This window comes from Micromonospora sp. NPDC049102 (assembly GCF_043197485.1).
Taxonomy (GTDB): Bacteria; Actinomycetota; Actinomycetes; order Mycobacteriales; family Micromonosporaceae; genus Micromonospora.
This window is the reverse complement of sequence record NZ_JBICTE010000036.1, coordinates 19,268-39,536: the sequence shown is the minus strand read 5'-3', so window position 1 is coordinate 39,536 and position 20,269 is coordinate 19,268. Positions and strand designations below refer to the sequence as shown.

At 71.8% G+C, this 20,269-nt stretch carries 15 protein-coding genes, 1 tRNA gene and 1 pseudogene; 8 read left to right on the top strand and 9 right to left on the bottom strand.

All coding sequences use genetic code 11. From position 1 onward, the window contains the following. Position 1: 1 nt before the first annotated feature. Together ACGFH9_RS26550 and ACGFH9_RS26545 are read right to left on the bottom strand one after the other, a co-directional pair. Positions 2-379, bottom strand: a pseudogene (locus tag ACGFH9_RS26550) (putative peptidoglycan binding domain-containing protein); the annotation flags it as partial. Positions 380-490: 111 nt separating this feature from the next. Continuing rightward, positions 491-1,711 carry a low temperature requirement protein A gene (locus tag ACGFH9_RS26545; RefSeq protein WP_393224337.1) on the bottom strand — a complete coding sequence of 407 codons (1,221 nt, stop codon included), beginning with the start codon at positions 1,709-1,711 and terminating at the stop codon, positions 491-493. Positions 1,712-1,864: 153 nt separating this feature from the next. Between ACGFH9_RS26545 and ACGFH9_RS26540 the strand changes: the two genes are divergently transcribed. The 3 genes from ACGFH9_RS26540 (at position 1,865) to ACGFH9_RS26530 (ending at position 4,172) form a co-directional block, all read left to right on the top strand. Then, positions 1,865-2,848: an LLM class F420-dependent oxidoreductase gene (locus ACGFH9_RS26540; RefSeq protein WP_393224414.1), complete on the top strand. Its 984-nt coding sequence runs from the start codon at positions 1,865-1,867 to the stop codon at positions 2,846-2,848. Next, positions 2,845-3,636 (top strand): SDR family oxidoreductase, encoded by a 792-nt coding sequence (locus tag ACGFH9_RS26535; protein WP_393224335.1) that lies wholly within the window; start codon positions 2,845-2,847, stop codon positions 3,634-3,636. Before ACGFH9_RS26540 ends, ACGFH9_RS26535 begins: the two co-directional genes overlap by 4 nt. Positions 3,637-3,770: 134 nt before the next feature. Further along, complete coding sequence (locus ACGFH9_RS26530) at positions 3,771-4,172, top strand: hypothetical protein (protein ID WP_393224332.1); 402 nt, start codon at positions 3,771-3,773, stop codon at positions 4,170-4,172. A 57-nt stretch (positions 4,173-4,229) separates the two neighbouring features. On the opposite strand, the gene ACGFH9_RS26525 is transcribed toward ACGFH9_RS26530, so the two are convergent. The 5 genes from ACGFH9_RS26525 to ACGFH9_RS26505 form a co-directional block, all read right to left on the bottom strand. Next, the gene (locus ACGFH9_RS26525) at positions 4,230-6,614 is read right to left on the bottom strand and encodes a transglutaminaseTgpA domain-containing protein (protein ID WP_393224330.1); all 2,385 of its coding nucleotides are present in this window, start codon (positions 6,612-6,614) and stop codon (positions 4,230-4,232) included. After that, positions 6,590-7,747 carry a DUF58 domain-containing protein gene (locus tag ACGFH9_RS26520; RefSeq protein ID WP_393224327.1) on the bottom strand — a complete coding sequence of 386 codons (1,158 nt, stop codon included), beginning with the start codon at positions 7,745-7,747 and terminating at the stop codon, positions 6,590-6,592. Before ACGFH9_RS26520 ends, ACGFH9_RS26525 begins: the two co-directional genes overlap by 25 nt. Before the next feature lie 14 nt (positions 7,748-7,761). Beyond that, positions 7,762-8,757, bottom strand: coding sequence for an AAA family ATPase (locus ACGFH9_RS26515; RefSeq protein WP_393224324.1), 996 nt, complete (start codon positions 8,755-8,757; stop codon positions 7,762-7,764). Positions 8,758-8,784: 27 nt separating this feature from the next. Beyond that, complete coding sequence (locus ACGFH9_RS26510) at positions 8,785-11,409, bottom strand: fibronectin type III domain-containing protein (protein ID WP_393224322.1); 2,625 nt, start codon at positions 11,407-11,409, stop codon at positions 8,785-8,787. Positions 11,410-11,646: 237 nt separating this feature from the next. Further along, complete coding sequence (locus ACGFH9_RS26505) at positions 11,647-14,367, bottom strand: tetratricopeptide repeat protein (protein WP_393224319.1); 2,721 nt, start codon at positions 14,365-14,367, stop codon at positions 11,647-11,649. 208 nt (positions 14,368-14,575) lie between these two features. Here ACGFH9_RS26505 and ACGFH9_RS26500 point away from each other — a divergent pair. Then, positions 14,576-14,659 (top strand) — tRNA-Leu (locus tag ACGFH9_RS26500). A gap of 19 nt (positions 14,660-14,678) precedes the next feature. On the opposite strand, the gene ACGFH9_RS26495 is transcribed toward ACGFH9_RS26500, so the two are convergent. Continuing rightward, positions 14,679-15,953 carry a recombinase family protein gene (locus tag ACGFH9_RS26495; protein WP_393224317.1) on the bottom strand — a complete coding sequence of 425 codons (1,275 nt, stop codon included), beginning with the start codon at positions 15,951-15,953 and terminating at the stop codon, positions 14,679-14,681. Positions 15,954-16,552: 599 nt separating this feature from the next. Further along, entirely contained in the window at positions 16,553-17,155 is a 603-nt protein-coding gene (locus tag ACGFH9_RS26490; protein ID WP_393224315.1) for a hypothetical protein, read from the bottom strand. A gap of 383 nt (positions 17,156-17,538) precedes the next feature. On the opposite strand from ACGFH9_RS26490, the gene ACGFH9_RS26485 reads away from it, so the two are divergent. The 4 genes from ACGFH9_RS26485 to ACGFH9_RS26470 all read left to right on the top strand — a co-directional run bounded on the left by ACGFH9_RS26485 (position 17,539) and on the right by ACGFH9_RS26470 (position 20,246). After that, positions 17,539-17,940 (top strand): hypothetical protein, encoded by a 402-nt coding sequence (locus ACGFH9_RS26485; protein WP_393224312.1) that lies wholly within the window; start codon positions 17,539-17,541, stop codon positions 17,938-17,940. Between the two features lie 160 nt (positions 17,941-18,100). Next, entirely contained in the window at positions 18,101-18,274 is a 174-nt protein-coding gene (locus tag ACGFH9_RS26480) for a hypothetical protein (protein WP_393224309.1), read from the top strand. A 165-nt stretch (positions 18,275-18,439) separates the two neighbouring features. Continuing rightward, on the top strand, positions 18,440-19,966 hold the full coding sequence (locus tag ACGFH9_RS26475) for a serine/threonine-protein kinase (RefSeq protein WP_393224306.1): 1,527 nt from the start codon (positions 18,440-18,442) through the stop codon (positions 19,964-19,966). A gap of 49 nt (positions 19,967-20,015) precedes the next feature. After that, positions 20,016-20,246: a hypothetical protein gene (locus ACGFH9_RS26470; RefSeq protein ID WP_357567421.1), complete on the top strand. Its 231-nt coding sequence runs from the start codon at positions 20,016-20,018 to the stop codon at positions 20,244-20,246. Positions 20,247-20,269 lie beyond the last annotated feature (23 nt).

Genomic DNA, 20,269 nt, shown 5'->3' with positions numbered 1-20,269 from the left:
ATCAGGCGCCCTGGCGGGGAGCGGGCACGTGTGGGGCGACGCCCCGCAGGTGGCTGAGCACGACCGGGTCGATCCGCCCCGGCACGAGGCGCTCCTCCCGGTTCTCCAGCCCCGCCCAGGAGACCAGCGCCGCCTCCGGCCCGGTGTGGTCCACCGGGTGACCCAGAGCGGTGAGCAGCGCCGCCACCTCGTCGGCGACCGCTCCGCTCAGGTCGAGCAGCGTCGCCGGGTCGGGCCGACCGAACAGCATCGTGTGCACGGCCAGCAGCCGACCGAGTTCGGCGACCGGATCGGGATGGTCGTCCACCCGCAGGTCGACCAGGACGTCGCTGGTGCCGCCGTACCCGCCGCCGCGCTCGACCACCAGCGCTCCGGCGGCGAGGAACTTGCTGGCCACGGCGACACCGTGGCGGCGGCCGTCGGCGGAGCGGGCGACGAGGGAGAAGGTCACGAGCCGAGACTAGCCGGCCTCGACGCGTACGCCGATGGCTCAGAAGGGCGTCGCGGCGGCCTCCGGCGGCGCGCCGCGCGCCCGGCGGGCGTCCGTGACCGCGACGCCGCCCAGCACGATCGTCCCGGCGACCGTGGCGACCAGGCCCGGTAGGAACAGCAGCGGTACGGCCGCCGCCGCGAGCACTCCGATGGCGATCCACCGCGACGGCGAGACCCGGCCGAAGACCTCGTACTCGAAGCGGGCCCGGCCGGCCAGGAACAGCGCGGGTCCGCCGAGTACCGTGACCACCCACGGCGCCGGGGCGTGACCCAGCGGATGCTCGATGACCAGCTCGTAGCCGATCGCCGTCGCGGCCAGACCGGTCACCATGATCAGGTGGGTGTCGGCCGCCGAGCGCCCGATGTTGGCCGGGTGGCGGGCCATCTTCACCGCCTCGGCCAGGATCTGCCCGGCGCGTTGCACGTAGATCCGCCACAGCATGATCGACGTGGCCACCGCGAACGCGAACGCCCACATGTGTCCGGAGCCGTACGGGCCCTTGCTATACGCGAAACCGGCCACCAGGATCGTCTCGCCGAGCGCCACGAGGAAGAACTGCTGGTACCGCTCCGCCAGGTGCTCCCCGGCGATCTCCCACTTGGAGACCGTGGAGCGGCCCAGACCCGGCACCGGCCAGCCGAACCGCGCGGCCAGATACTCGACGAGCAGCGCCACCGACCAGAACACCACCTGCTCGTTGGTGGGCAGCAGCGCCCCGCTGATCCACAGCACCCCCGTGACGGCGAACACCACCGCCATACGCACCTTGAGCTGGCGGTACGGATGCGGCCCCAATGCGATCGACAGGATCACCGGCCGGGTCACCTGCGCGATCACGTACGCCGTGGCGAACATGAGCGACGTCTCGCTGAACGCCCGGGGGATCGCCACCCCCATCACCATGCTGCTCACGAGCGCGGTCAACACGACGATCTGCAGCGGCGCACGGTACGGGTCGTAGCGACTGGTCGTCCACGCGGTGCCCTGCCAGACCGACCAGAGCGCCAGCAGCAACAGCAGCGTCTTGCCGCTGCCGGTGATCGCCGCAGCGGCGTGGTCGCGGGCCGGCTCCCGGCTCAGATCCTCGAACGCCCGGGCGGAGATGCGGGTGAGCGCGAAGACGTACACCAGGTCGAAGAAGAGTTCCAGGAACGTCGCCCGACCGGGCGCGGCCGCCGCCGAGACCGGCTCCAGGTGTCCTGCCGCCCTGGAACCCATGGTCAGCGGCCTGCGCCGGTGCTCCGGTCCACCTCGCAGTGGTAACACCTCCGCCGGCGGCCGCGCGGCCAACCGGCGATTACGCACACTAAGGGGATCTTGCTCATGGGTACCGTCAACGGGCACGATCGATCAGTGACGAATCGATGGGGCATGACGGTGCCGATGGGTGGAGTCCCACTGGCCGACCACCAGGCGATCTACGCGACGCTCGATGGCGCAGGGTTCACCGACGTGTGGTCGTCCGAGGTCGCCGGGACCGACGCGTTCACCCCGCTGGCCCTCGCCGCGGCGTGGCAGCCGCAGCTACGGCTGGGCACCGCGATCACTCCGGTCTTCACCCGCGGCCCGGGTCTGCTCGCGATGAGCGCGGCAGCGCTGGCCGAGGCGGCCCCGGGCCGGTTCGCGCTCGGCATCGGCGCGTCCTCGCCGGTGCTCGTGCGGGACTGGAACGCTCTGCGGTTCGACGAGCCGTTCCGGCGTACCCGCGACGTGCTGCGGTTCCTGCGGGCCGCGCTGCGCGGCGAGACGGTGGACGAGGTCTACGACACCTTCACGGTGCGTCGGTTCACCCTCGAACGCCCACCGACTGTTCCGCCGCCGATCCTGCTCGCCGCGCTGCGCCCCGGGATGCTCCGACTGGCCGGCGCCGAGGCCGACGGCGTCATCCTCAACTGGCTCAGCGCCGACGACGTGCCGCAGACCCTCGCCGAGCTGGGTGAGCGACGTCCCGGCTTCGCGGTCGCCGCACGGATCTTCGTCTGCCCCACCGAGGACGCCGCGTACGCCCGTACGCTCGGCCGCCGGCTGATCACCAGCTACCTGACCGTCCCGGCGTACGCCGAGTTCCATCGCTGGCTCGGCCGGGACGAGGCGCTCGCCCCGATGTGGGAGGCGTGGGCGGCCGGCGACCGGCGCGGCGCGGGCGCCGCGGTGCCGGACGAGGTGGTCGACGCCCTGGTGCTGCACGGCTCACCCGAGCGGTGCCGTGCCCAGGTGCGCCGCTACGCCGAGGCGGGCGTGGACGTGCCGATCCTCGCGCTGCTGCCCACCCCGGAGGTGACCGCCGGCGGCGTGGCCGCGCTGACGACTCTCATCGCCCAGTTGGGCACCGAGCCGGTGGGGATGTCCGCGTGAATCTGACCGACCAGATCGCGGTGGTCACCGGGGGCGCCGGTGGCATCGGGGCGGCCCTGTCGCGCCGCTTCTCCGCCGAGGGCGCGGCCGCCGTGGTCGTCGCCGACCTGGACGCCGCCGCCGCGCACGCCGTGGCCGAGGGCATCGGCCCGGTGGCGCACGCCGCCGCGCTCGACGTCACCGACGAGGCCCAGGTCCGGTCGCTCGTCGAGGACACCGAACGCCGCTTCGGCCGTATCGACCTGTTCTGCGCCAACGCCGGGGTCACCACCGGCGGGGGAGTGGAGGTCGACGACGCGGGCTGGGACCGGGCGTGGCGGGTCAACGTGCTCGCCCACGTCTACTCGGCCCGTGCGGTGCTGCCCGGCATGCTCGCCCGCGGCGGAGGCCACCTGCTGCACACCTGCTCCGCGGCGGGGGTGCTGACCGCGGTGGGCGATGCCGCGTACACCGCCACCAAGCACGCCTCGGTGGGGTTCGCCGAGTGGCTGGCCGTCACCTACCGGGACCGGGGCATCCGGGTCAGCGCCCTGTGCCCGCAGGGGGTGGACACCCCGATGCTCGCCGACGGTATCGCCGAGGGGCACCTGGGCGCCCGGGTGATCACCGCGTCCGGTGCCGTGCTCACCCCGGACCAGGTGGCCGACGCGACCATCGCCGGGCTGGCCGAGGAGCGGTTCCTGATCCTGCCGCACCCCGAGGTCGCCGACTACGCCCGCCGCCGCGCCGAGGACCCGGACGGCTGGCAGGCCGGCATGCGCAAACTGGTCCGCCGCCTGACGACCTGAGAGCGCCGACGATGTCGTCCTGGACTCCTCGATCGGCCGCGACGGCGAAGGCCGGGGGCGATCCCCCTGCTGCGGGAGTGCGTTCCCTTGCGCCGGGGAGGAGAAGCAGGCACGGCAGCGCAGACCATGAATTCGTGACAGGTTCTGGTCGTGTTGCCTGGTCCATCCTCCTGTCCGTCCTCTCGATGGGGCTGGCGCTGTCGACGCTCGGCCTGGTGCACGACTGGGGACGACGGCTGCCGCACTGGGTGCCGCGACTCGGAGGCCGCCCGATCCCCGCGCGCCCAGTCGTGCTCGTCGCGCTGATCGGCGGTTCGGCGCTCGTCGCCATCTGCGTGTATCTCCTGCTCAACAGCAGATTCCACGTCGTGCAGCGCGGCTGGGTGGGGATCGGCCACGACGAACCGGCCCACCCCACGCCCACCTGGGAGGTCCTGCGGTACCACGCGCCGATGGTCGCCTGGGGCCCACTCGTCATCGCCGTGGCCGTCGACCACGCCCGCCGAGTCGCCGCCCTCCGGCGGCGCTCCGGGTGACGCGGAGCCTCGCCACCGCCGGCGCGACCCCCGCGAGGGGGATGGACGAACGCCTGCTCACCTCCGCGAACGGCGGGCGCGACGCAGGGGAGCGGGGTGCACGGACCAGAGCAGGCGACGCCACCAGGGGCGTGCCGACCGCAACGTCGTCACGTAGACGGTGGCCACCTCGGCGGCACGGGCCGCCTGGTCGTCCGTCGCGGTGCCGGGGGCGAAACCCACCTGGTTGAGCAGTGTTGCCAGCTCGTCGACAGCGGGATCGGTCGCCGCCTCCGTGTCGGGCCGCGAACCGTCCATGCGCCGGTTCCGGGCGTCCACGAGGGCCTGTCGGGCCCGCCCGGCCACCTCGGTCGCCGCCAGGTCGTCGCCGGCCGGGCGGCCAGCCAACCGCAACGCGTCGGTCACCTCCCGCCAGGCGCCCGCTATGCGCTGGCCGGGGTCACCCCGCACCAGCCGGTCGCGGGTCAGCGAGCGGCGCATCGCCAGCAGGGTGAGCAGCAGCGCCCCCACGACGAGTAGCAGAGACCCGCTGCCGCCCGCCACCAGCACCGGCGTGGACACGCCACCGGGCGCGGGCGGCTCGTCGGGAGCGGCCACCGGCTCCGGCGACGCGGTCGGCTCCAGGGTGGGCGCCGGCACCTCCGACGGCGGCGGGTCCTCAGGTGTCGGGCGGAAGTCCTCCTCCACCGGCCGTGGCTCGTTCTCCGGGCGGGGCAGCGGCTCGAACGCCACCCACCCCAGCCCGTCGAACAGCACCTCCGGCCAGGCGTACGCGTCACCGGCCCGCACCGGCCCCTGACCACCGGACTCAAAGCCGACCACCACCCGCGTCGGCAGCCCGGAGAGTCGGCCGAGCACCGCGAACGCCGCCGCGAACTGCTCCGACGTACCCCGCTGCCCGCCACCGTTGCGCGGGCCGAAGAGGAAGAAGGCCAGATTCGGGTACGCGTGCCCGCTCGGCGCGTCGGCCACCACCCGGTAGTGCTCGGACAGGAACTGCTCGATCGCCGCCGCCCGCGCGTACGGGGCGCCGTTCTCCTCGGCGAGCTGGGTCGCCAGCCGGCGCATCGGGTCCGGCACCCCGTCGGCGACCCGCAGCACCCGGGCCACCTCGTCGCCGGCGGGCACGTTCGCGGTGGCCAGCAGGTTGTTGGCCGGGTGTTCACGGACCGACGTCACCTCGTACCGCAGCCCCGGCGTCAGCCCCTCCGGCCGGATCAGCGTCCCCGTCGCCGGGTCGTACGCCACCCGCGCGCCACTGACCTCACGGGGCGTCGCCACGGCCGGGAGCAGCCGTCCGGTCAGCTCCGCCACGGTGATCTGCTGCCGGACGGTCTCCACCGTGCTGTCCCGGGCCGGCTCGCCGGCGGGCAGGATCCGCCCCGCGTTGCGGTACGTCGCACCGACCCGCCAGGTGATCCCGTCGTAGTCACTGAGCACCGCCAGCCGGATCCGCGGACCGCGGGTCGGGTCCGTGCCCGCGGCCGGCGGGGCGGCGCCCTCCGTGTCCACGTCGAGGAGTTTCTGCTCCGGGTGCAGCGCCCACCCGGAGATCCGGATCAACGGGTTCTCGTCGAGAGTCTGCACCTGCGGCGGCTCCACGTACCGGCGCGGGTCGACCGGCCGTCCGTCGACCTGGTCGGCGACCACCGGACCGAGCAGGGCGACCAGACCGATCACCAGGGCGACGCCGAGCGCCGCCGACACCGCCAGCCGGAGACGCACCGCCGCGCGTACCCCGGGGGCCAGGCCGGCCGCCGGATCGCCGCCGGTCGGTGACCCGCCGGTCGGAGCGGCCAGCCCGACCGCCGCTACCGCGACGAACGCCACCGTCGCCCCGATCGCCGGTTCGGCGTTCGGGCCGACCACGTAGAGGGCCGCGGCGTAGAGCCCCGCCGCCGGCAGGTAGCCGAGCAGCACCCGGCCGGTGCGCAACGCGACCTCCGCCCCGGCCAGACCGGCCAGCCAGGCCGCCACCACCGGTACCAGCACCGTGTCCGGTGTGGGCTCCACCGGGATCATCGCGGTGAGCAGGCGGGGAATGCCGTTGCGCGCCGCGTCCGCGCTCACCTCCAGCAGGCTGCCCGGCAGGTCGGCGCGGGCGGCGGCCAGGCGCAGAGACCACAGTGCCCAACCGGCCAGCGCCGCCATCGACACCGGCGCCACCAGCCACGACGGCAGCCGCCGGGCAGCCACGCTGACCAGCACCGAGCCCACCGCCGCGCCGATCACCAGCCGGGTCAGCAGGTCGCCCGCGTACACCCGGCCGAGCACCACCCCCGCGAGCGCGGTGAGCACGACGAGCGTGAGCGGCACGACGGCCGCCCGCAACACGCGTACCACCCGCCCGGCGGCGCTCGGACCGCCCGCCGCCGGCTGTCGCGGGGCCGCCGTCTCCTGCTGCGGCGCGATGCCCGTCACCACCGGCGTACCCCGTCCCACTCGGCGGCGAACTGCGCGCCGTCCGCCGCGTCCACCACCACCAGGCCCGCCGTGCCCGCCGGAGTCGGGTCGGTCGCGCCGAACACCCCGACCACCACCGACGGGTACGCGCCACGCAGCGCACCCACGTGCCCCAACCCGTCCCGCCCACCGGGGCCGGTCAGGAAGATCAACGTGTCGCCGAGCCGGTCCTGGCGCAGCCGGGTGGTGACCGCCCGCAACGCGTCGTCCTCGTCGGACAACTCGGCGGCGGCGAGCCGGTCCAGCGGCCCGAGGGCGGGGCCGTCCCCGCCGTCCCCGTGCTCCGGGCCGACCAGCAGCAGCACCACCGGCAGATCCGCGCGGAGCGCTGCTGTCACGACCGACGCCGCCGCCTCGCACGCCGACTCGAACGACTCCGACACCCCGCCGGAGCGGTGCGGATGCGCGACGGCGCGATTGTCCAGAAGGACGATCAGGCGGGGCAGGCTCGTGTCCACGTTCTCGCGCACCATCAGCTCACCGACGCGGGCGCTCGTGCGCCAGTGCACCCGCCGCAGATCGTCGCCGACCACGTACTCCCGCAGCGAGTCGAACGTGATCGACCCGTGCGGCACACCGTCCACCCGGCCGTCGAGGCTGCGCCCCGCGCCCGTCGGCACCGCCGACAGCGGGTGGATCCGGGGATGCACCCAGACCGGGGCCGTCTCCCCGTACGGGCGGGCGAGCGCCACCAGGCCCAGCGGGTCGCGCCGGGTCACCCGCAGCGGACCGACCGCCACCACCCCACGGCGATCGGTCGGCACGTCGTAGCGGACCTCGGTGTCCCGACCCGGACGCAGGCGCAGCAGTGGCACCGGCACCGCGCGGCTCCCGCACCGGTCCTCGGCCAGCAGGTTCGCCGAACGCAGCCGGCCGGCGTTGCGGACCGTCAACGCCATGCTCGCCGGCTCCCCGCGCGCCACCCGGTCCGGATCGGCCCGTCGGGCGACCACCAGCCGGGGCCGCCAGGCCGCCGTCAGCGCCGCGTAGCCGACGGCCGCGCCGGCCGCCGCGCCCAACAACGTCAACTCGGGGTACGCGAAGCGGAAGCCCGCCCCCAACAACACGACGGCGGCGACGAGCAGCCCGACCCCGCGGGCGGTGATCCCCATGGCGCTGCCGCCGGTCAGCCCTGCACCGGGGCCGGCTGCCCCGACGGCAGCGGCACCGGCACCGAGGCGACGGCCTGGCGCAGCACCTCCGCGGCGGTCACCCCGCGCACCTGCGCGTCCGGGGTCAACAACAGCCGGTGCGCGAACACCGGCTCGGCGAGCGCCTTCAGGTCCTCCGGCATGATCCAGCCCCGCCCGTCGATCAGCGCGTACGCGCACGCCGCCCGGGTCAACGCGATCACACCCCGAGGGCTGACCCCGACGCGCACCTGCGGATGGGTACGGGTCGCGGCGGCCAGCCGGACCGCGTACGCGTAGAGCGGCTCGGCGATGTGCACCCGCCGCGCCATCCGGACCATCTCCCCGACGGTCGCCGTGTCGGTGATCGGGGCGAGCGCCTCGGGGGAGCGGACCGTCGCCCCGCGCAGCACCTCCACCTCGACCGCCTCGTCCGGGTAGCCGACGGACAGCTTCACCAGGAAACGGTCGAGCTGCGCCTCGGGCAGCCGGTAGGTGCCGTCCATCTCCACCGGGTTCTGCGTCGCGACCACGAGGAACGGCGCCGGCACCGGATGCCGGACCCCGTCCACGGTGACGGTGTGCTCCTCCATCACCTCCAGCAGCGCCGACTGGGTCTTCGGCGACGCCCGGTTGATCTCGTCGGCGATCACGATGTTGGCGAACACCGGGCCCGGGTGGAACTCGAACTCCCGGCTCGCCTGGTTGAAGATCGTCACGCCGGACACGTCCGACGGCAGCAGGTCGGGCGTGAACTGGATCCGTCGCCACTGACCCTTCACGGTCGCGGCGATGGCCCGCGCCAGGGTCGTCTTACCGACCCCCGGCACGTCCTCCAGCAGCACGTGCCCCTGAGCGAACAGCGCCGTCAGCGCCAGCCGCACCACCTGCGGCTTGCCGAGCACCACCGCGTTGACGTTCTCGGCCAACCGCGCGGCCAGGGCGGCGAAGCCCTGCACCTCCGGCTGGGTGAGCGGCTCGTGGGTGTTCACGGTCGGCGGTGCTCCTCGGCTGGTGGTTCAGCAGGTGGGCAGGACGTTGATGTTGTCGCCGCCCTCCAGGTTGAGCCAGGCCCACGGGATGTAGTTCTTCCCGCTGTACTCGACCTGCACCCACCAGGTGCTGCGCTTGTCCTTGTTGTAGATGTAGGCGTAGACCTCTTCGCCCGACTTCTTGCAGTAGGCCTGCAGCCGCGTGCCGGGCTTCGCCCACCCCTCCTGCTTGTCGTTGTCCTGCCGGGTCACCGAGAAGATCTCGTTGCCGTTGCGGCCGTCCCGGTCCCGGTCACAGTAGGTCGACTCCGGCCCGGACTCTCCGTTGTTGCACGTCGCGATCCCGTACAGCGGCTGCGTCTTCTGGGCTTTCGTCGCGGTGTTCCTGCCGGCGGCGTTGGTCGCCGTCACCGTGAACGAGTAATCCGTGCCCGGCGTCAGACCCGACATCGTGATGCTGGAACACGCCCCGGCCTTCGCCGGTTCACCCGACGTGCTCAGCGAGCAGGTGGCCCTGCCGCCGCCCGCGTCGACGGTGAACGTGACGGTCGCCGACGTGGCCGTCGCCGACGAACCGGTGACCGTGACCCGGGGCGCCGCGACCGTACGGGCCGTGGCGGTGGCCTCCGGACCCGGTCCGGCCTCGTTGACCGCCTTCACCTTCACCGTGACGTTCTGGCCGTTGCCCAGCCCGGTGACGGTGGTGCGCGTCTCGGTGACCTCGCTGGTCCTGCCGCCGACGTCCACCTGGTACTTCGTCACCGGCCGGCCGTTCGCCTCCGCCGGCGACCACTGCACCGTGACCGCGCCCGGCTGGTCGGCGACCGTGCCGGCCTGCAGGTCGAGCGGCCGACCCGGTGCCGCGAACGGCACCACCGTGTTGCTGACCGGTGACGCCGCCGAGCCAGCGCCCTTGTCGTTGACCGCCACGACGGTGAACGCGTACTGGGTGCCGAACTCCAACTCACCGGCCGGCACCACCAGCTCGGTCTTCGTCGACTCGCCGGCCGGCGCGTTCGTCCCCGCCGACGTGGCCGTCACCGCGTACTTGACGATCTTGTTGCCCTGCGCGTTCGCGGCCGGCCACTTGACCACCACCGTGCCGTCCGGCCGCTCCTGCGCCGTGATGCTGGCCGGCGGATCGGGCACCGCGGCGGTCGGGGTGACCGGGTTGCTGCTGCGCGGCGGGCCGTCCCCCTTGGCGTTCACGGCGTGCACCGCGAAACGGTACGTCTCGCCGTTGGTCAGCCCCTTGACCTCCACCGAACGCTGGTTGGCACCCACCTCCAGGCGCTGGCCGGCACCCTCTACGACGTACTTGATGATCTCGGCGCCGTTCGCGGCGGCGGGCCGCCAACTCACCCGGGCCTGGGCGTTGCCGGCGGCTGCCGTGACGCTGCGCGGCGCGCTCGGCTTGCTCACCCGGGGCTTCTTCGGCGGGGGCGGCGGCGGGGGCACCGGCGGCGGGTCGCCGCCCAGCACGTCGTTGGCGTACTTGTCGACCTCGCGCACCTGGTGCTTGTCGTCCACCACCCGGGCCGTCGCCGAGTTGGGCGAGTTGATGAAGAGGTGGTTCTCGCGGACCTCCATCTCCAAGGGGCCGTTCGCCCTGCCCTTGATGGTGTCGACCAACTGGCCGCCCGCGTCGAAGGAGTAGATGGTGCCGGTGGTCTCGTCGGCGCAGTAGAACCGGTCGGCCCACGCCACAGCCGGGCTCAGCCGGTCGCCGTCGCCCGGCACCGTGAACGCCCGCTCTTCACCGACGTCACCCACCACCAGCACGCGCCGCTCGGCGGGCACCGTCACCGGCACCCGCGGTCCGGAGGTGCGGGCCGGCAACGCCGCCGGGCCGGGCAGCGTCAACGGCGTCGGGCGTACCTCGCCGCGCTGCACCCGCAGAAGCCGGCCCGCCGTCCGGTCCAGGACCGCCACCCCGTCGTCCAGGGTGGATATCCCCAGATCGTGGCTGGGGTCGGCGACGTCGTACGTCTCGACCCGCTCCGGGCTGATGCCAGCGCCGGCGGGCGCGGCCGAGGCCGGCGCGGACGGCAGCTTCGCGGCGGTGACCGCCGAGACCGTGCCCTCGCTGGGCACCGCGATCCAGAGCCGGCCCTCACCGTCGAACGCGCCGCCGGTGATGCCCGGCGGATAGCGCACCGGCTCACCCACCGGGCTCAACGACCGGGGGTCGAGCTGCCGCACGATGCCCTGCACCGCGTCGACGACGAACGCCGCGTCCTCGTGCAGGGCCACGCTCACGCCCAGACCGGGCGTGGTCGGCGTGGTCGCCGTGAGCTGCAGCGTCGCCAGATCCAGTGAACTGATCTGCCCGGTCTGCAGGTCCCGCAGGATCAGCAGCCGATCGGTCTGGGCGACCTGCATCGGGTGCCGACGGGCACCGGGAATCTCGGTGCGGGTGTCCACTCGGGCCGTCACCCCGTTGACCCGGGCCAGCTCACTGCGCACCCCGCTCCACAGCCAGGAACTCGCGTCGTAGTTGGCCACCGCGTTGTCCGCCGCGCCCAACCCCAGGACGGTCAGCCCCATGGCGGCCAGCAGCGCGGTGACCGTGCCGACCGTCACCAGCCCGCCGCGCAGTCGGGACCGGGAACGGGGGGCGTCGGTCCGCTCGGCGTCGTCGATGCTGGCCACAGCCGGCTGCCTTCCCTGAGTCGTGGCAGGTGGCGTACGCCTCGCGGCGACCCCTCCCCTGAGCCGGGTGCCATCATATGGCCCGGCCGGGAACGGGGGAACCCGCACCGTCACCCCTGTGGATACCGAGCGTGCGCGGTGGACGCCCAGCTCAGCTCCACAATCGTCAATCCGACGTCGCCCAGCGCGAAAGCGTGGACCGTTCGCGTCGTCCGCGCGACAGTGCTCCCGTGACGGTCAGCTCGGCGGCGTGGACCGCTCGCGGTCCGTGCAGACCTGACCCGAGGTGGCGAAGCTGTCGGTGGAGTAGACGGCCAGCACCGTGAAGCAGTAGTCCACCCGGGAGCTGAGCCCGTTGACCGTGTGACTGGTCCTCCCCGGCTCCACGGTGGCCATCACACCGAGCGCCGAGCCGGCCCGCCCACCCGCGACCATGAACGGCACCGCGCCGCCGGACGGATCCGTCCAACTCAGCGTGATCGTCACGACGTCGTCGCGGAGCTTCAGGTCGCCGGGAGGGGGACCGGTCGCCGCCGGCGCCGCCGTCACGGGCGTACCGGACGGCGGAGGCGGCGTGTCGTCGCGGCTCAACACCACCGCACCCAGGCCGGCGACCGCGACCAGGGCAACCCCGGCGGCCACCGCCGCGCCGATCACCGTCGCCCGGTTGCGGCCCGTCGAGCCACCCCCGTCGGTGTACGCCTCCGGCGCGTAGTACTGGCCCGGGTACACCTCGTGACTCTGCGGGGCATGCTGTCCCGGGTACTGCTGAGCGGACGGGTACACGGGCGCGACCGGCCCCGGCATCAGGTCGTCCGCCGGGGTCGACGCCGGGTTGGCCGGGCCACCCGCGACCCTCGCCGGGTTGCCATATCCACTCCCGACCGGTGGCGGACCGTCGTGGCCGCCCGAAACCGGGATGGTGGACCTCGTAGCGGCCGGGCCGAGGTTCGGTCCCCAGGTAGAGGTTGCTGCCGCCGTAGCCGGCTCGCCGGTGTCAGGTCTGCCCGGCCGGGCGGTTTCCAGCCCGACTGCCGGGAACACCTCCGTCGATGCGGAGGCGATCCCCGACGGCTCACTGTGCACGGTGGCCGGCACGACGGTGCTCTCGCCGGCGGGTCCGGGCCTCTCGGACACGGTGGCCTGCCCGCCCACTGTCGCCTGCCCGTCCACGATGTTTCCCGGACTCGCCGTCGCCTCGGCGAACGGTGTGCTCCGTGTGTCCGTCGGCTCCACCGCATCACCGCCAGACGCGGGCATCGGTTGTGGAGGCGCGCTGCTGCTCCAGGGCGGGGCGGTCAGTCCCCAGGGCGGTGCGCTGACGGGAGGCGCCGACACCGGCTGACTGTGGCCGGGCGGTGCGGACACTGGGGAGGGGTAGCCGGGCGGTCCGGAGACGGGCTGGCTCTGCCCGGGTGGTGCTGACACGGGCAGGCCGGGCGGTCCGGACACCGGGAATGTCTGGGCTGGCGGTCCGGGTACGGGGTGGGGCGGGCCGGACACCGGGAATGCCTGGGTCGGCGGTCCGGGTACGGGGTGGGGCGGGCCGGACACCGGGAATGCCTGGGCCGGCGGACCGGACACGGGATAGGCGTGGCCGGGCGGTCCGGAGACGGGGGTGGCAGGCGGTCCGGACACCGGGTGAGGTCGGGCGGGTGGCCCGGAGACGGGCTGGTCGTAACCGGGTGGAGCGGACACCGGGCGGCCAGGTTGCACGGCTGGCGCCGGAGGCCGGGGCGGTCCGGAGGTCGGCTGCGGCGGCGCGGCGGGCGTCGGGCCGAGCGCGTGGTGCCCGGGCGTGCCCACCGGACCGGACGTCGTCGGGACTGGTCCCTGTGCCGTGACGACTGCGCCGCCCGGTCCTGCCGCTGCGATCCGAGCGGCCTCCTCGGCCAGAAGGGGCTCGATCTGTCGTACCTGAATCGTGGGGTCGTCCCACCGCGGAGCCGGCACCGGTGCCGACGGCGCGGCGGGAGTCGGCGCGCTGTGCTGGTGCGCGGTGGTGGGCGGTGCGACTGCGGACGGCGCGGTAGGCCGGTGCGCGGTGGTGTGCGACGCGGCGGTCGGCGGTGTCTGTGGCGGGCCGGCCGCCGGGTGGATCGGCTCGTCATTCGTGCGCTGACGCGGCGGCGCGGGCGGAGGCTGTTGCGGGACGTGCGGCGTGGGCTGGACGGCGGTCCGAGGCGCTGGCACGACCGCTGGCCGGGGCGACGGCGCCGGCTGCTCGACCCGCTGGCGCGGCGGCGTCGGCGGTGTGGCCCGTACCGCAGGGACGGCGGGCGGTGTCGGGGGTGCGGCCGGTAGCGGTGGGACGGTGGGCGTGGGCGGCGTCGGACCGGTCGGGGCCGGGGGAGGCTGCGGCGCCCAGGGTGACGCGGGGGTCGGCTGGCCGCCGGCGGCCGGTCGCATCGCGGCCAGGGTCGCCAGGGACAGCGTCGGGCCGGACAGCGCCGACCGGGTCCCGGAGTCGATCGGCGAGGCGTCGGAGGTGGAGGTCGACGGCCCGACGGGCGACCGCTGCGGAGCGGGGCTGGCCTCGCCGAGGTACGCACGGGCGGCGCGTACGGCCGGGTGGTGCTCGCCGAGCACGGCGGGCCCGGCGCTGGCGACCCGGGTGTAGTTGCGGCGGGCCTCGTGCCTGTTGCCCAGTTCCTCGGCGACCTCCGCCAGTTCGAAGGCGAGCGCGAGCATTGTCGGGTCGGAATGGTCCCAGCGCCGCTCGCCCGCCGCGAAGGCCTCCTCGAGCACCCGGCGGGCGGCGAGCGGGTCGTCCGCCTCGCGGTGCAGGCGGGCCAGCAGGTGCGCGGTGTGCAACGTCTCGGGGTGGTCCTCGCCGTACGGCGGACGGGCGGACCCGACAGCGTCCGCGAGCAACTGCCGGGCGGCGTCGTGGTCACCCGCCGCGCGCAGCGCAAGGGCCCGTTGCTGTACGGGAGCCAGGGGAGAGGGTTGGGACACAGGGCAATGCTGCCGTCACGGGGCCGCCGACGCTACCCGGGCCTGCCCTCAAGCTGGCCGTGGTGACCCTGGGTGGTGGCGTGAGCAGCGGCGGGAGGGTGATGTGCATGATCCACGAGCGCCGTGTACAGTAACTCCCCGTGCGGCCCGCTGGGCCGGCCTTCGGATGCAAGATCGTCTGGGTCGGCGAGGTAGGCTGAACGAGCAAGTCCGGGTGGCGGAATGGCAGACGCGCTAGCTTGAGGTGCTAGTGCCCGTATAGGGCGTGGGGGTTCAAGTCCCCCCTCGGACACATCATTACCACATATTGATCATGATCCGCGCAGGTTGGCCTGCGCGGATCTTTCTGTGGTTGGTGTGCAGTGCTCCTGGTCGCAGACGATGGTGATCTTCCTCTTGTGCAGGAGTGCGACCAGGTCATGTGGAGTCTGGATCCCGCTGGGGAGGCGGGGATGGTCGGCCAGTCTTGCGATGATGTGGTCTTCCCTGAGGTAGAGGATCTTGCGTCGACGGTCGGTGGGCTGTTGGGTGCTGGTGTGGCCGTGGCGGCATCGGTAGCCGGGGCGTCGATTGATCCAGTGAGACTCCAATCTTCGCCCGCACGGCCCGCAGCGCAGTAGGCCGGTGAACAGGTAGCGGCGGGTGGTGCCGTCGTGGGCGCCCCGGTGGGAGCGGACGGCCTGGACGGCGACGAAGTCCTGCTCACTGACCAGCGCGGGGTGAGCCCGTTGCTTGGAGACCACCCAGTCCACGGTCGGGTTCCGCCGGATCGGTTCTCGCTCCGAGCGGCCGGCGTCGGCGTCGTTGTGCGCGGATTGCCGGTTCCAGACCTGCCGGCCCGTGTAGCGCGGGTTGGCGAGGATCGCCGCGACCGTTCGTAGGGTCCACCGGTCGCCACTGCGGTGTGGATTGCGGTCGGGATCGATGCCCGACGGGCACGGTATCCCGGCGTCGTTGAGGGCGCGCGCGATGCTGGCGAGACTCTGGCCGTCCAGGCGTTGGGCGAACATCCACCGCACGTGTCCGGCCGTGGCCGGATCCGGTTCGAGGCGTTGAAGCCGGCGACCCCATCGCGCTTGGGCGGCGTTTGGATGAGGGCCGGCGTCAGTAAGTCGGTAGCCGTAGGGCGGCCGGCCTCCGAGATACCGTCCCTGCTCCCGCGCTTGGGCCCGCATCGCCGTGACGACCCGGAACCGGGCGCGCTGCACCTCACGTTTCGACTGGGCGCCCAGCATCATGATCAGCGCCTGATGGGCCGGGTCGTGGTGATCGACAGGCCCCTCCGTCTCGGGCAGCCACAGCTGCACAGCGTGCTGTTCGAGCACCGGCGCCAGACGCTGCAGCTGATTGGCGGAGAACGCCCGCTCGTACTCGCCGACCACGATCGCGTCGAACCCGCGATCTGGATCGTCGAGCGCGGCCAGCAGCGCGGCGGCCTGCGGACGCTGCCGCCAGCCGCGGCGGCGAGAGCAGCCGACATCGAAGTACTCGGCGACGATCACCCCGTGAGCGGCGACGAGTTCAGTGGCGCAGTCCCGTTGCCAGTGCCGAGAGGTCACCCGGTCCTGGTGCTCGACGGTCGACATCCGACCGTAGAACGCAAACCGCAGACCACGCCGCCGTTCGGTAGGCAGCTGCGGGTCGGCCCGCGGCTGCCCGTTGAGCCATCGAGTCAGGGGATCCTCGAGATCGTCACGCTGGTTGTCCGACACGCCGATATTTCTACGAAGGATCTTCGCAGTCGAGTCGGACAAGCTGTCCGCTCGCGCTGGTCGAAGGACTGTCGGGCCGCTTGGTGGCAGTCGGTCTGTGCACTGTGTTGGCATACCGAGCATCCGCTCGACCGACGGGGACAATGCGTGACGCGCGGTTAGCGGCCTATCCGCGCACGTCAGCCGGCGGTGCGCGAGCTCTCTCCGAAAATCTCGCCGAGGTGATACCTGGCTTTGTTGAGATTCAGCGTCGCAGCGACTGACCAGTCCTCATCCACGATCAGACGCGCCAGGCGCAGACGTGCGCGAGGGGTCAAAGCAGCACTAGCGTGGGACATGAAGGCCTCCTGGTTGGCGGAGCGGTTCCTCGACAGCTCCACTCCGCAACCGGAGGCCTTCACCTACCTACGACATCAAACCGTGTCGTCACACAACCTCAACCAACCTCCCCGGACAGCACACCTAGCCCGTGCCTAGTAGTGCGGGTTGGTCGGCATCAGCTCGGACGCGCCCGCGTACAGCAGGTCGAGATAGTTCATCCCCGGGTGGTAGACGAAGTGCCACTCCAGTCGCACGCGGCTCGTGAAGGTAACTTCGGCGTTGCCGTCCACGTCCGGGTCGACCAACCGCAGGTCGTGCCGCCCAGCAACCGCGGCCAGTCGGCCCCAACCGGTGAAGGTCACCTCGGTTACGGCCTCGACCGAGCCGGGGTGTTGCTCGTCGGGGTCGTCGTCCACATGCCAGTTGATCGTGTCGAGGTCGGGCGTGACCACGTCGATCACCATCTCGCGCAGGATGTCCGTGGGAAGATCGACGTCGTCGAAGGTCAGCCCGGCGGTCCAGTTCTCGCTGTTCCTCCCGACGTAGCGCCCGATGCTGTTGCCCGCCATCGTGCGGCATGCGCTGCTCACCGCTTCCGGCAGCAGACTGTCCAGCGACGGGAACAGCGCCTCCATCTCCGCCTGGGCCTTCCGCTTCCGCTCGTCGTCTTGCTGATCGCGGGTCAGACGCAGCGCGGTGGCATAAGCGATGCCTTCCTGCTCGGCCAGCTTCTTGGCCCGGTTGTCCGTGCTCACAATCAATCCATCCTCCGGCGGACCCCACGCGACCGCCGGCGACAGGGAATGTGCCGGAGCTACCGCACCCGCGTGACGATCAACGCCGTGTCCCTCGGTGTCCCCAGTGCCAGGCGTGGGCCGGCGGGCGACAGGAGAATCCGGCGGCGCGGGGCCACCGTGCTCTCAACCGTAGCTCGGGAGATAGGCATCGGCAATTGGCCAAGTCGGGCATGTCTCTGCCCGGCAGCTGTCCGGCCGCAATAGGGCGGCCCGGCCTGACTTCCCCGCAGACCGGGCCGCCCGCACCAGGCACGACAGCACGAAGAGGTGACCATGAGCGAGCCGGAGTTCCTGCCCTGGGACCGGCAGCGCCGAGAGCCCGAGAAGGCGTACGGGCATTTGTGCTGTACCGCTACCTGGGCCGCACCCGCACCGCCGCCAAGGTCGCCACCGAGGTCAACAAGAGCCGGGATTACCTCCACAAGCTGGCAAGCATCTGGAAGTGGGTGCAGCGGGCGCAGACGTGGGACCGCGATGAGGACCGGCTGTACGCCGAGGGTCTGGCCGAGCAGCGGCGCGACATGGCCAGGCGGCAAGCCCGGATCGCGTCGACGCTGCAGGCGACGCTCGTGACCCGGTTGCAGGCCCTCGACGCGTCGAAGCTCGGCCCTGGGGACATCGCCCGCTGGCTGGAGGTGGCGACCCGCGTCGAGCGGCTGGCGCTGGGCCTGCCGGACTCGACCACCGCCCACACCGGACCGGATGGCCGCCCGATCCGCGCCGAGGTCGACCAGATGAGCTAGCAGCAGCGCGCCGACTTCTTCCGGGCGCTGATGGCCGAGGCGTGGGCCCGCGCCGGCCAGACCGACCCCGTGGGGGATGCCGACGACCCGCACGACCCCGACGACGAAGGAGACGACGAGGAGGCGGCCGATAAGTCAGCAACGCAAAGCTGAGGGGAAGGTGCGGGCGCCGCGCTGGGCGGTGTGGTCCATCGCCGTCGGCGGGCCGCTGGTCGTCGCGTCCAGCGCGGCCGCCGTGGCGCGGTGGCGCGGTGGCGCGGTCAGGCGGGGCCTGCGGTCGGCCCGGCTGCTGACCGGGCACCGGACACCGAATACCGCGCAGTCGGCGTGCTGACACGGCGGGCCGGTCGTCGGCCCGCAGACTTGGGCGGCGCTGAACGTGCAGCCCCGCCGGGCTGACGGCCGGGCCCGTGAGCGAGGAGTGTCCATGTTAGTACCACGCGAGCCCAGCGGATAGGCTGTCGCAGCCCGGCAGGCCGCGAGAAGGGGTGACCAATCGGTGGCGATTACAGACCTCAAGCTCAGCGAGAATTGGGCGCTCGGTGAGCGCATTGGTGGGGGAGGCTTCGGCAGCGTCTTTGCGGCCAGTTCTCCACGCCATCAAGACGCGGTTGCCAAGCTGATCCCGAAGAAGCCCGGATCTGCTCGGGAGCTTCTATTCGTCGATCTCGATGGCGCACGGAATGTTGTCCCAATTATTGACAGTGGCGAGACGCTCGATAGCTGGGTTCTCATTATGCCTCGGGCGGAAAAGTCGCTTCGCCAGAACTTGCAGAGCGCGCTCAGCCCGACAGAGGCAATTGCGGTTCTGTCCGACATAGCGCTCGCGCTCAGCGACCTGCAAGGCAAGGTTGTTCATCGGGACCTGAAACCTGAGAACATTCTCTTGCTCGACGGCAAATGGTGTATCGCAGACTTCGGAGTTTCCCGCTACGCCGAAGCCACGACTGCGCCGGATACTCAGAAGTACTCGATGACCCCGCCATACGCTGCCCCAGAGCAATGGCGGTCAGAGAGAGCTACGTCTGCCACCGATGTCTACGCATTTGGGGTCCTCGCCTACGAGTTGCTGACGGGTAGTTGGCCGTTCAGAGGGCCTGGCGCGAGTGACTTCCGGGATCAGCATCTACACTATGAGCCGCCGCCGCTAGACGGCGTGTCCCTTGCCTTGGTGAGCCTTGTAGAGGAATGTCTATACAAGGCTCCTCAGACTCGGCCCTCACCAAGCAATCTGTCGGCTCGGCTTGAGCGGGCTTCCCATACCATTTCCGGCACTGGCCTATCGCTTCTCCGCGAGGCAAATCGAGCTGTGATAGCTCAACGAGGGGAAGAGGGCCGTGCCGCAGAGCGGGCCCGGTCCGAGAAGGAGCGTCGAGCTGAAATCGCGAAATCTGCGCAAAAGGCGATTAGTCGCATTATGGATGCGCTTAGGGCCGCGATCATGGACAGTGCTCCGGTGGCAGAGTTCGTGCCTCGAGCAGTCGACTTAGATCCTGTCAGCAAGGAACCGTACGTGAGGCCGTTGGGCTGGCGCATTCACCTGAACAAAGCAACACTTGACTTTGTAATTCCAGTAGGCGCGCAGATCGACTTGCAATCGAGATTCGAACTTCCGTTCGATGTTGTTTATTATGCGAGAATAGGGGTTGAGCGCCCAAAGGATCACCCGAGAGATACTGAATACCGCGGTAGAAGTCATGCGTTGTGGTACTGCGACGCCCAAGAGTCCGGCCGCTATCAGTGGTTTGAAACAGCGTTCGCCAACACATCATGGCATGCACCTTCCCCTCAAAAACTCGACGTCGAACCGTTCGCGATGGACCCGACTGATGAATCGGCAAAAGCCTTTCGGCTCGGCGTCTGGGCGCATCAAGTTGCTTGGCCCTTCATGGCGGTGGTAATCGATGACCTCGACGACTTCATCAACCGGTGGGCAGCTTGGCTCGCTGATTGCTCGATCGGTCAGCTAAGTCGACCCTCACGGATTCCTGAACGCGCCGTGGAGGGAAGTTGGAGAAGACAATAGTCAGTGCAACCACCGATACGAGAATGCCCTCAACGGCCGCGCTATCTACTTGCAGCCCGGCCGCCCGGGTGACCGCCTGAAGCACGACCCGCACCGGCCGAAGATCCTCATCGAAATTCCTGACGACGACTTCCGGGAACAGTGGGAGGACGTTGCGGTGCGGCGCCTGGCCAAGGTGATCCGCCGTAGGTCACCAATACCCCGGGAAGAGGCGCGCCGGCTGGCCGTACAGTGGCTGGCCCAGTCGCGCGAGATCAGCGGCTTTCGGTTGCCAACGTGAGTCCCGCGTGGGGCTTGGTTCGA